Origin of the sequence: Rhizobium sp. BK312, assembly GCF_014193605.1 — a bacterium.
GTDB lineage: Bacteria > Pseudomonadota > Alphaproteobacteria > Rhizobiales > Rhizobiaceae > Rhizobium.
The window spans coordinates 334,746-346,774 of sequence record NZ_JACHZP010000002.1 but is presented as its reverse complement, the minus strand read 5'-3'; the positions used below and the strand labels follow the sequence as shown (position 1 = coordinate 346,774).

At 59.7% G+C, this 12,029-nt stretch carries 10 protein-coding genes; 4 read left to right on the top strand and 6 right to left on the bottom strand.

Going from position 1 to position 12,029, the window contains the following annotated elements; genetic code table 11:
- The first annotated feature begins 118 nt into the window (after positions 1 to 118).
- A complete protein-coding gene (locus FHT85_RS06315; RefSeq protein ID WP_112410351.1) occupies positions 119 to 598 on the top strand; it encodes a class I SAM-dependent methyltransferase in 480 nt (159 codons plus the stop codon).
- Between the two features lie 2 nt (positions 599 to 600).
- On the opposite strand, the gene FHT85_RS06310 is transcribed toward FHT85_RS06315, so the two are convergent.
- Together FHT85_RS06310 and FHT85_RS06305 are read right to left on the bottom strand one after the other, a co-directional pair.
- Positions 601 to 1,479 carry an FkbM family methyltransferase gene (locus FHT85_RS06310; RefSeq protein ID WP_112410452.1) on the bottom strand — a complete coding sequence of 293 codons (879 nt, stop codon included), beginning with the start codon at positions 1,477 to 1,479 and terminating at the stop codon, positions 601 to 603.
- Positions 1,480 to 1,551: 72 nt separating this feature from the next.
- Positions 1,552 to 3,276, bottom strand: coding sequence for an adenylate/guanylate cyclase domain-containing protein (locus tag FHT85_RS06305; RefSeq protein ID WP_112410350.1), 1,725 nt, complete (start codon positions 3,274 to 3,276; stop codon positions 1,552 to 1,554).
- 304 nt (positions 3,277 to 3,580) lie between these two features.
- Here FHT85_RS06305 and FHT85_RS06300 point away from each other — a divergent pair, with 304 nt between their 5' ends.
- Together FHT85_RS06300 and FHT85_RS06295 are read left to right on the top strand one after the other, a co-directional pair.
- Positions 3,581 to 4,678: a glycosyltransferase family 4 protein gene (locus FHT85_RS06300; protein WP_112410349.1), complete on the top strand. Its 1,098-nt coding sequence runs from the start codon at positions 3,581 to 3,583 to the stop codon at positions 4,676 to 4,678.
- The gene (locus tag FHT85_RS06295) at positions 4,668 to 5,414 is read left to right on the top strand and encodes a polysaccharide deacetylase family protein (protein ID WP_112410348.1); all 747 of its coding nucleotides are present in this window, start codon (positions 4,668 to 4,670) and stop codon (positions 5,412 to 5,414) included. Before FHT85_RS06300 ends, FHT85_RS06295 begins: the two co-directional genes overlap by 11 nt.
- 12 nt (positions 5,415 to 5,426) lie before the next feature.
- Here the strand turns inward: FHT85_RS06295 and FHT85_RS06290 are convergent, their stop codons facing one another.
- From FHT85_RS06290 to FHT85_RS06275, 4 genes are all read right to left on the bottom strand, one after another.
- Positions 5,427 to 5,864: a VOC family protein gene (locus tag FHT85_RS06290; RefSeq protein WP_112410347.1), complete on the bottom strand. Its 438-nt coding sequence runs from the start codon at positions 5,862 to 5,864 to the stop codon at positions 5,427 to 5,429.
- 79 nt (positions 5,865 to 5,943) lie between these two features.
- A complete protein-coding gene (locus FHT85_RS06285) occupies positions 5,944 to 6,774 on the bottom strand; it encodes an MBL fold metallo-hydrolase (protein ID WP_112410346.1) in 831 nt (276 codons plus the stop codon).
- 302 nt (positions 6,775 to 7,076) lie between these two features.
- Positions 7,077 to 7,604, bottom strand: coding sequence for a winged helix DNA-binding protein (locus FHT85_RS06280; protein ID WP_112335858.1), 528 nt, complete (start codon positions 7,602 to 7,604; stop codon positions 7,077 to 7,079).
- An 84-nt stretch (positions 7,605 to 7,688) separates the two neighbouring features.
- A complete protein-coding gene (locus FHT85_RS06275) occupies positions 7,689 to 11,333 on the bottom strand; it encodes a hydantoinase B/oxoprolinase family protein (protein ID WP_112410345.1) in 3,645 nt (1,214 codons plus the stop codon).
- A 198-nt stretch (positions 11,334 to 11,531) separates the two neighbouring features.
- Here FHT85_RS06275 and FHT85_RS06270 point away from each other — a divergent pair, with 198 nt between their 5' ends.
- The gene (locus tag FHT85_RS06270) at positions 11,532 to 12,014 is read left to right on the top strand and encodes a hypothetical protein (protein WP_112410344.1); all 483 of its coding nucleotides are present in this window, start codon (positions 11,532 to 11,534) and stop codon (positions 12,012 to 12,014) included.
- Positions 12,015 to 12,029 lie beyond the last annotated feature (15 nt).

Sequence of the window (12,029 nt, the reverse complement as noted above, 5' to 3'; positions counted from 1 at the left end):
CGACAATCTATCCCTACATCATATGCGTCGAAAAGCCAGCAGGTGGTCGACGCCGCGATGCCCGCCATGCTAGGCCACGGCGGGAGAGGCATAGAACGTCAAGGATATTTCAAATACGATGAGCCGCCTGGATAGTTTCATTCGCCGCCTCAGTGCGCAGCGCGACATTCTCAACGCCGTTGCCGATGAGGTGAAAACGCTCGACGGCCCGGTGCTGGAACTTGGCCTCGGCAACGGCCGCACCTTCGATCATCTGCGCGAACTCTTCCCCGATCATCGCATCGTCGCATTCGACCGGACGGTCAATGCCTATGGTCCTTCCATGCCGTCGGCCGAAAACCTTGTTCTCGGTGAGATCAAGGACACGGCGAGAACTTTCATTGGCGCCAACGCCTCGCTCGCCCATGCCGATATCGGCACCGGCTATGAAGACAAGGATGCGATAACATTGACCTGGCTGCCGGAAATCATGGCTGGCGTGCTGGCCCAAGGGGGGCTTGCGGTCAGCGGCCTTCCCCTCGACCATCCGGATCTCGAGGCGCTGCCGCTGCCCTCGAGCGTCAAGGGGGGGCGCTATTTCATCTATCGGCGCAGATAGGGTCAGCGCAGAAACAGGACGTCGAACTGTTCGCCCGCCACCGGCAGTTCGACCACCTTCATGATCCGCTCGCCGCTTTCGAAGAAGGCGAGACATTCGCTATAGTGCCGGGCAAGATCGGCAACGAAGTCTCTGGTCTGATCCTTGCCGTAGAAGGCCGGCGTGAATTCCATGTAGAGCGGCACTTTTCGAGCCATCAATGCGCCCATCGAACGGCAGGCAACCGGCTCGTACCCCTCGATGTCCATCCAGATCAGCCCGATATCGGCGGGATCGACGCCTGCCTGCAGCAGAATATCGCCGACCGGCCGGACAGGCACCGAGATCTTCTCGTCGGTCGCGCTTTGCCGCAGCACGCTGCTTTTGCCATGGTTCTTGTGATTGAGATAGAAATCGAGCTGCCCCTCGCGATCGCCGGCGGCACAATTGACCGCACTCACCATTTCCTGCAGGCCATTATCAGCAATATTAACTGCCAGCAGGCGAAAATTGCGCGGGTCCGGCTCGACGCTGACAATGCGGTGATAGGCACCGCTGAGGGCAAAATAGCAGGTCTGCGTGCCGATATTGCCGCCGAGTTCCAGGAGCGCCGATCCCTTGCGCAACAGGCCGTGCTCGCGCAGGACGCTCAGCAGGCGATCGACATGGTCGCGCTCGAAATGCCCTTTGCGAAAAACCTTGCGGCCGATGTAGTCGGCCGGCGACAAACTGAGGACATGATCGCCGCAATCGACCCTCATCGTCTTCACGCGGGGACCTATGGCACTGATAAGAATATCCCGGCCGAGCCTCGTGTCGAACAGGCGCGTGGCGATCGCGTCCCGCTTGCGGCGAAAAGCTCGCTTCCAGTATTTTCTTGTGAGAATCTTGGCGTCAAACATGAGCGCCATCTCTACACCGGCGCCATTCCGTTGCAAACGGACAAGGGCAACGCCGCCGCCACTCTCTGAAAATCAGGCAAAGTGGGCGCTCGCCTCTTTCGAAACGATATAGACCCGCAAGGGCTCGCCCCGGCCTCTGACGGCAATCTCGCGGCTTTCGGTGTCGGCGATATCGGTTTCCGAAAGCTGCGCCACCGGCTCCGAAAAGACCAGCGCGGCGTTGAATTCCTTGGCGACGCTTTCCAGACGGCTGGCAACATTGACGGTATCGCCAATTGCCGTCACGTTCTTGACGCTGCCATAGCCCATCGATCCCACGACGGCGAGGCCGGTGTGGATGCCGATGGCGATTTCGAGCGGGGCAGCCAAGTCATCAGCCAGCTCGGCACTGAGCTTGTCGATCTCCCGGATGATTGCGGCGGCCGCCTTCAGGGCCTGACGATTGGCCTCCTTCGGGGTTGCGCGAAGGCCGAAGAGCGCCATGGCGCCATCGCCGATGAACTTATCCATCCGGCCACCATTTTCTTCGATGATGCGGCCAACGATGGCGAAATAGCGGTTGAGCAGGAAAACGATGTCGAAGGGTAGCCGCGATTCCGTTAGCGAGGTGAAATGGCGCAGATCGCAGAAGAAGACAACGATCTCGCGCTCGCGGCCGGGACTTGCGGCCTGCGTGTAGACCGGGATCGTCGCCTCGGCCATCGGCGTCAGCAATGGCACCACGCTGACATTGCCGGTCGGGCGCAGCTGGCAGGCAAGCCTGACATCCGGCGTGGCGCCGATACGGTTCAAGGTTTTCTGTTCCAGCGGCTCGGGCGACGGCAGATTTTCGGCTCCCTCGATGATCTGCACGCGGCAGGTGGAGCATTGCCCCTTGCCTCCACAGACCGAATAATGGGGGATACCGCCGAGACGGCTTGCCTCAAGCACGGTAAAGCCGCGCGGTGCGTGCACGACTTCCCCGCCTGCATAACGAATGGCGACCTGATATTGCCGTTCTCGCAGTCTGCGATGCGCTCGGAAGGCAAAAAGAACGGCGATCGACAGACTGAAGGCGCCATAGAATCCGGCGCGGTAAGGCCACAAGTCTTCCGCCATCTTACCGCCGGGCGCCGAGCCTGTTTCGCCAAAGCTTCGTACATCGCTGTAATAGCCGCCTGGATAGCCGCGCTCATCCTCTTGGGCGACCTCATGCGCCACCGTCTTGCCCATTGCGGCAAAGCCGAGCAAAGCGAGAATCGGCAGGACGATGGCAAGCGACAGCATGACGGGCGCGATCGCCATATACCAGGGGCGGTAACGCAGCCAGAAATGAACGCCGATGCATCCGTGAAGCCAAACGATCAGGAGAACGAACGACTGGCGCATCCCATTGAACGGCGAAGTCACCCACAAGGTGCGCACGACCGCCTTATAGGTGTCGTGATAGCCGTAGACCTCATGAACGATGCGTGTCGCAACGATATGGTCGATCAGCAGGAGGGGCACCAGCAGACCGGTAACGATCTGAAAAGCTTCGCCGGCGGGCATGACGAGCGTCCTGCGCTTGTAGAGCATTCGCAACACGAGCAGGATATGCAGGATCAGCGCCCCATAGAGCAGCACGGTTCCGACCGGATTGCGCCAAACCACCATGAACCAATGTTGCGCATGTTCGGCCATGCCGAGCGAGATCAGGCCGAGGGAATGGTTGGCCAAATGCATGATGACGAAAGCAAAAACGATCAGACCCGAGCCGAGACGCAGCTTTCGCACAAGGCGATCGGTTATGATTGGCTTTCTTGCCTCTATGGTCATCAAACCCAATGTATATTGCCCGTTCACAACTGATCCGAAAACGGTTATCGCCTATTGATCTACAGCGCCGCGCGTCAAATATGACGCGCAAAGGTCACTGTAGCACTTTTAACCTGCTGCATAATTTTATCCTCAAATCGATCCCGATTTAAGGAATTATGCAGTAGCCGCAACGCCGCATGCTGTCGAGGATGCGGCTTTTTGAAGCAGGGATCTTATTGTCAGGCAACGGGTCGGAATTCGGGCAATCCTTTCACGATTCGGGTTCCTGCCATCACTTAATCGTCAACCGTGTGACGACATCATGAAAATCGCCTTTTACGCTCCCTTGAAGTCGCCTGCCCATCCGGTCCCATCCGGTGACCGGCTGATGGCGCGCCAGATCATCGCAGCATTGAAGATGGCGGGCCATCACGTTGACGTCGCTTCCGAATTGCGCAGCTTCACGCTCACTCCGGACGCCGGCCCACGCGTGGAGATCGCCCGGCAGGCGAAAAGTGAGGCGGAGCAATTGCTGGAGCAGTGGCAGCATACGGCATCGCCGGATCTATGGTTGACCTATCATCCCTATTACAAGACACCCGATCTCATCGGCCCGTTCGTCGCCAGGAGGCTTAATATCCCCTATGTCACGGCCGAGGCTTCCTACTCCCGCCGTCATGACGAGACCGGCTGGCACGAGAACCAGCGCCTTATTGCCGATGCGGTAAGGCTTGCCGCCGTCAATCTGTGCTTCACCGAGCGCGACCGGATCGGTTTGCTCGATGCAATTCCCGAGGGCCGTTACGAGCGCTTCCTGCCCTTCATCGATACCGCGCCCTTTGCACGCTCCTTCGCCGATCCGCGACGGCTGATTACGGTGGCGATGCTGCGCAGGGGCGACAAGTTCGATAGCTACGCCATGCTGGCAAGTGCGCTCGATCTCATCCGCGATCAGGATTGGACCCTGACCGTTATCGGTGACGGGCCGATGCGCGGCGAGGTAAGGTCGCTGTTCTCCGCATTTGGCGAAGACCGCATCGTCTGGCGCGGAGAACGTTCCACCGCAGAGATCGCGCAAGAGCTGGCGATAGCCGGTCTCTACGTCTGGCCAGGATGCAACGAAGCCTATGGCCTCGCCTATCTTGAGGCGCAGGCAGCGGGCCTGCCAGTCGTCGCGCAGGCAACGGCCGGTGTGCCGGAAGTGGTGATGGCGGGCATGACAGGACTTCTAACACAGGAAGGCGATATCGAGGCCTATGCCGGGGCTATCGCCGAGCTTTTGAACGACGCGAGCCGGCATCGGGCCATGGCATACGCAGCCTATGACTTCGTGCATCAGGAGCGCTCACTGCCCGCCGCATCAAAGCGGCTGGAAACCATTCTTCGAAAATATCTGGGAGACTCCTATTATGAGCGATAGAGCCGATTGGCAGCCCCTGCGCGACGAGCTGCAGCGATGGAGCGCGGCCGGGCGAAAGGCGAAGCTATGGTTCCGCGACGACGACGCCATCGAGCCGACCCCTGCCCTCGACCGGCTTCTATCGCTTGCCAATCGTTTCGACGTGCCTATCGCGCTTGCGATCATTCCGCAACCGACGGGCAAGGCACTCGCCGAACGGCTGGCGGGCGAAAGCCGCGTCACCGCCACCGTGCATGGCTGGACCCACCAGAACTATGCGCCTGACGATACCAAGAAGCAGGAACTCGGCCTGCACCGGCCGCAGGCGGTCGTGCTCGACGAGCTGCATCGCGGTTTCGATAAGCTCGAAGCTCTTTATGGCAAGCAGTTCGTACCGCTGCTGGTGCCGCCGTGGAACAGGATCGACGATGCGCTGCTGCCGCATCTCGCCCCCTTCGGCTATCGCGCCGTCTCCGTCTTCGGATTGGCAAAACAGGCCCCCATCGGCTTGATCAATACGCATATCGATATCATGAGATGGCACGGGGTGCGTGGCGGTTTACCACATGCCGAAGTGATCGGACGTCTCGTGGAAGAGCTCCGGATCCGCTTCGACGGTCACGACGAACCGATCGGGGTGATGACGCACCATCTCGTCCATGACGATCTCACCTGGGATTTCGTCGAGACGCTGTTCGAGGAAACGGCCGACCATGCCGCCATCGAATGGCGGCCGGTCGGCAACTTCGTATATTAAAGCGCATCGCGTTTAGCTAAGTTCCTGAGCAAGCCCGATGAGGAGCCCTTCAGGCCCGCGGATATAGCAGAGCCGATATGCGTTGCCATACTGGACGACTTCGCCGACGAGCTGCGCACCGCGCTTGCGGAGCCTTTCAAGCGTCTCGTCGATGTCGTCCACGGCAAACATGACCCGGAGATAGCCCAAAGCGTTGACTGGGTCGTTCCGGTGATCCGCGACGACAGCCGGCGCGAGAAAGCGGGAAAGCTCGAGCCGGCTGTGCCCATCCGGTGTGCGCATCATGGCAATCTCGACGCGCTGATCGCCGAGCCCGGTGATACGCCCGGCCCATTCTCCCTCAATCGTCGTCTGCCCTTCGAGCTCAAGGCCAAGCGCGCCAAAGAAATCGATCGCGCCGGAGAGGTCTTCGACGACGATTCCGACATTGTCCATCCGTTTGACGGCCATGCTTGCAACCTCCCGAAAGTCTTTCCAGTCTACGGGGTGCTGCCCGGTCTAACAATGGGCGCTTGCGGCCAAACGTACGTCAGAGCTGCAGCGATTGTCCGTCAAAGGCGAAGAACGCTTCGGGGAAGCTCTTCTGCGCATCGTGCTGCATGTCATCCAGTTCTCGGTCAGTTCGGCCAGGCGCATGATGGAACATGGCAAGCCGCTTGGCACCAGCCTTCTTGGCGAGCTTGATGCCCTCCTGCCATGTAGAATGGCCAAAACCGAGATATTTCTGCATCTCCGCTTCGAGATAGGTCGCATCGTAGATGGCAAGATCTGCATCCGCCATCAATTCAAGCGCCGCCTCATCGAGTTTGCCTGCCACATGCTCGGTATCATAGACCATGGCGATCACCCGGCCCGCCCATTCGATGCGATAGCCGATACAGCCGCCGGGATGGTTCAGCCTCGTCGTATGGATGACGATGCCCGGATGCGGCTTCAACGTATCGCCGGCGGCGAAATCGCGGAAATTCATCGTCGCGCGACAGATGTCGGGTTCAACAGGAAACCATGGCGGCCGCATGAACTGGCCGATCAACTGCCGCGTCGTCGTCTTGCCTGCCAGATGGCCCGACCAGAGATCGACGCTGACGCGCGGATCGTAGATCGCGTTGAAGAAAGGCAGCCCGATGATGTGGTCGTAGTGGGAGTGAGTGAAGAAGAGATCGATATCGCGGACCCCTTCCTTGGCAAGCGAGCCGGCCGCTTCGCGCAAACCCGTTCCGGCGTCGAATAAGATATGCCTGCCCGCATGCCGTAACTCTATGCACGACGTATTACCGCCGTACCGCTCAAATTCCGGTCCCGATACAGGGATGCTTCCCCGCACGCCCCAAAATTTCAGCTCAAAACTATCGTTGTTCATGGAAGTTTTTACACCATTCCCCTTTCGGTCAAAAAAAGCACACTTTTGCTATCGTGCGAAGCCAGCAATTTCCAAAAGTTGCGCGGTGGTAAAAACTGGATCTCATCGGTCTGCCGACATCGATCGTTGAACGGATTGCCGCCAACGGATCGCACAGATCTAATATAGGTATGAAATGGCAGAATAGATAAGAGGCGGGAATTAGCGTGTGACGCCAGCGACCCAAATTATATTAGCGCTCGATGAAAAGCGAATCTTGGGAAGAGCCAAAAAGATTTGGGAGAAACTTGCGCGCCTTTATCTTACAGCGTCGCGGCCGACCGTGCGGCCTGTTCGTAATAGCCGGACAGTGCCCTGAGATGCGAGGCAATATCGGAGAGGTCATCTTGCGAGAGACCCGATACCTTCGTCGCCTCGACAAGCAGCCGCTCGCGAATTTCGGTATAGCGCTTCAGCGCGTCCAGGCCCTTGTCGGTGACCCGGATAGTCTTTTCCTTGCCGGCCTTGCCGCTTTTGACAAGGCCTGCCGCCTCGAGCTTCTTGATGGCGTAATTGGCGACATGCGTGTCCTCGATGTCGAGGACGAGGCAGAGATCGGCAAGCGTTTTCGGCCGGTCGCGATGCCGCACGGAATGGATGATAAGGATCTCGATCGGCGAAAGGCCAGGCACGCCGGCCGCCGCCATGCAGCGCACCAGCCATCGATTGAAGGCATGCGAAAAGAGGATCGACCCATATTCCAGCTCCGACAGAGCCGGCGAGCTGCCACCGGCCAGATGGGCCGACGATACGATCAATTCACGCCGTTCGCTCTTTTCTTCGGACGTCACCTGAAACTCCTTCGAACCCGGATCAAGGCCCTGCAGATCAACAGGCCGAGCGGGCGATTGCCGCTCGGCTCCAACATTAGATTCCTATTCGTCCCGCTTCCCGTAGCCGCCGCCGGTGGGAGTGACGACCGTGAAGGCCTCACCCGCTTCGAGCACGGTATGGGCTGAGCCGATCAGCTCTTCGATCCTGCCATCGTTGCGACGGACATAGTTGCGGCCCGTCTGGCCTGCCTCGCCGCCCTTGACGCCGAAGGGCGCTACGCGCCGATGTCCCGACAGGATCGCGAATTCCAGCCTTTCGCGCGTGCGGATGGTGCGCTGCGTGCCGTTGCCGGCATTCCACTTGCCACGGCCGCCTGAATTCGGACGAATGTGGAAATCCTCCAGTACGACCGGGAACCGCGTCTCGAGGATTTCGGGATCCGTCAGGCGCGAATTGGTCATGTGCGTATGCACGGCATCGGCGCCGTTGAAGCCCGGTCCTGCCGGTGCGCCGGAGCAGATCGTCTCGTAATATTGATAGGCATCGTTGCCGAAGGTCAGGTTGTTCATCGTTCCTTGGGCTGCAGCGAGCGCCTCGACCGCGCCGAACAGGCAGTTGGTCACGGCCTGGCTGACTTCGACATTGCCGGCGACGACGGCGGCCGGATATTCCGGCGTCAGCATCGTGCCTTCGGGGATGATGATGCGGATCGGCCTCAGGCATCCGGCATTCATCGGAATATCGGCCTCGACAAGCACGCGGAAGACATAGAGCACGGCCGCCCGCGTCACCGGCTGTGGCGCGTTGAAATTATCAGGGCGTTGTGCCGAGGTGCCGGTGAAATCGACAGTTGCCTCGCGCTTGTCTTTGTTGATCGAAATCTTGACGACGATCTTGCAGCCCTGATCCATCTCATAGCTGAATTCACCGTCCGACAGACGGTCGAGAACGCGGCGCACGCTTTCGGCGGCGTTGTCCTGAACGTGACCCATATAGGCGTCGACGACATCTTCACCGAAGTGAACGATCATCTTCTTCAGCTCGGCGACGCCCTTCTCGTTGGCAGCGACCTGGGCCTTGAGATCGTTGATGTTCTGCGCCAGCGTGCGCACCGGATAACGTGCACCTGTCAGCAGCTTGGTAAGTTCTGCCTCACAGAATCTGCCGCGATCGAGCAGCTTGAAATTGTCGATATAGACGCCTTCTTCCTCGATATGGGTGGCAAGCGGCGACATCGATCCCGGCGAAATGCCGCCGATATCGGCATGGTGGCCGCGGCTCGCGACCCAGAAGCGGATCTTCTTGCCGGAATCGTCGAAGACGGGAGTGCAGACCGTGAGGTCCGGCAGGTGCGTACCGCCGTTATAGGGCGCATTGATGAGGAAGACGTCGCCCGGATGGATGACGGCGTTTTCCCGGATGGCGGTCGCCACGGACGCATCCATCGAGCCCAGATGAACCGGCATATGCGGCGCGTTCGCAACCAAATTGCCTTCGGCGTCGAAGACGGCGCAGGAGAAATCCAGCCGCTCCTTTATGTTGACCGAATAGGCGGTGTTCTGCAGCGTCATGCCCATCTGCTCGGCGATCGACATGAAGAGATTGTTGAAAATCTCCAGCATGACAGGATCGGCCTTGGTGCCGATGGCACTGCGCTCCGGCAGCGCCTTGATGCGCGTGAGGACGATATGATCCCTGGCGGTCAGTTGCGCCTGCCAGCCGTCTTCGATGACGATCGTCTGGTTCGGTTCGATGACGATGGCCGGGCCGGTCACGGTCTGGCCGGGCTTGATCGCCTGGCGCAGAACGACGGCCGCATCGTGACTTTCACCGTTCGAATAGAAGGCGGTGCGCCTTGCCGCCTCAGCTTCACCTTCGGCTATCGTCTCCAGCTCGACTGCGATATCGGCGGCAGCACCGCCGATCGTTTCGATCTCGACGGCTTCCACCACTAAAGGCTTATCCTCGGCAACGAAGCCGAAGCGGCGCTTGTGCAGCGTCTCGAACTGACTGCGCAGCCGCGCGGGAGCGTCGATCTCAGGAAAGGTCGTCTCGACTGCCAGCAGGGTATCGGTGCCGGCATAGCGGATATGGGCGCGCTGGACCGTCTTGATGTCGGCCGTTGCGACGCCCTGCGCTTCCAGCTCGGGCACGCATTCGCCGCGCAGTTCGCTGCCAAGCGCTGCGATAGCTGCTGGTGCAGCGTCATCGAGGGAAACACCGAGCGCCTTCTGGCGCGTTGCGCGGATATCGGCAAGCCCCATGCCATAGGCGGAGAGAAGACCGGACATCGGATGCAGAAGGATGCTCTTCATCCCAAGCGCATCTGCGACCAGGCAGGCATGTTGCCCACCGGCACCGCCGAAGCAGTTGAGCGCATAGCGCGTCACGTCATAGCCGCGCTGCACCGAGATTTTCTTGATCGCCTCGACCATGTTGGCAACCGCGATGCGGATGAAGCCGTCGGCGACATCTTCCGGGCTGCGATCATCGCCGATCTCGGCTGCGAGCGCTGCGAACTTGGCGCGCACCATCTCGACATCGAGCGGCTGATCCTGGTTCGGTCCGAAGATGGAGGGGAAGAATTCCGGCAGCAGCTTACCGGCCATGACATTGGCGTCGGTGACGGCCAGCGGGCCGCCGTTGCGGTAGCAGGCAGGTCCAGGAAAGGCGCCGGCCGAATCCGGACCGACGCGGAAGCGATCGCCATCGAAATGCAGAATCGAGCCGCCGCCGGCCGCAACGGTATGGATCAGCATCATCGGCGCACGGACGCGGACACCCGCCACTTCCGTTTCAAAGGCGCGCTCATATTCACCATCGAAATGCGCCACATCCGTCGAGGTGCCGCCCATGTCGAAGCCGATGACATTGGCAAAGCCTGCCTGTTCGCCAGTCTTGGCAAGGCCGACCACGCCGCCGGCCGGGCCTGAAAGGATCGCATCCTTGCCCTGGAACATGTCTGCGGCCGTCAATCCGCCCGACGACATCATGAACATGACGCGCGCGCCGGTCCGCTCGACATCAAGCTCATCGCAGACCTGGCGGATATAGCGGCCGAGCACCGGCGACAGGTAAGCATCGATCACAGCCGTATCGCCACGGCCGACCAGCTTGATCAGCGGCGACACTTCGTGGCTGACGGAAACCTGATCAAAGCCGAGGGATCGGGCGATACGGGCGACCGCCGCCTCATGGGCCGGAAATTTATAGGCATGCATGAAAACAATGGCGACGGAGCGATAACCCCTAGCAAGGAGATCGCGCAGCGCAGCTTCCGCAGCCTTTTCATCCAGAGCCAGTTCGACGGTGCCGTCGGCAAGCACGCGCTCCTCGATCTCGACAACATCTTCGTAAAGCGCTTCCGGCTTGACGATCTCGGTCGCGAAGATCTTCTTGCGTTCCTGGTAGCCGATGCGCAGCGCGTCGCGGAAACCCTTCGTCGTCACCAGCGCAAGGCGCTCACCCTTGCGCTCGAGCAGCGCATTGGTGGCGACCGTCGTGCCCATGCGGACCTCGCCGATCGCACCTTCAGGAACCGGCTCGCTCTTGCCGAGACCGAGATGCAGGCGGATGCCGTGGACGGCTGCGTCGCGATAAGCCTCGGGATTTTCCGAGAGGACCTTCCGGGCGTGGAGAGCGCCGGACGGATCACGCCCGACGACATCGGTAAAGGTACCGCCGCGATCGATCCAGAAATCCCAACGATCCGAAATCTTCTCCGACAAATCCACCTCCAGCAGCATTACACCAACAACGATGATAATATATCGATAAATCGTCAACGTTTTGTCGTCAATAGCTATTGGTGATTGCCGCTGGGTTCATTCCCCAATGCGGCTGTGCTTCAACCGACGCTGAATCAGAATGCAGACCCGATGGAAGTCACCATTCATTACATGATCCGCTTGGGCGACATTTAAGGCACGATTAGGGTCTCTGACATGGCACTATGGCAGTTCGCCTTTAACCTCATCCCGTCATCGGCCGCCGCCGTCAACGGTGTGGCTGCCGCGCGCATGAGTCGCGACCAGCTTGATGCGATCCAACTGAACTTTTCCCAGCAAACCATCGACGCGATTTTCGAACGCGTCGATACGATGTTACCCGAAACGCAGTCTTGGGCGCCGGACCTCCGCATCTGGGGAGACGTGAAGACAGATGACGTACATATTGCCTTTCAAGGTACTGCGATTGAATATATTCAGTTTCGCTTAAATGTATCCAACTTATCCCTGCCCCTCGTTGGCAGCATTTGCGCATTTGCGCGCGAGACAGACTGTGTTTTGGTGACTAGGAGCGGCGGCATCATCAGACCCCACAGCGGCGCTCTCATTCGAGCCATCACGCAGTCCGAGGCCACTCGGTTTGTGAGCGATCCGGAAGGCTATTTGCGCGAAGCCGTCGAGTGGGACCCAGAGCCATAATGATGTCACCGACAC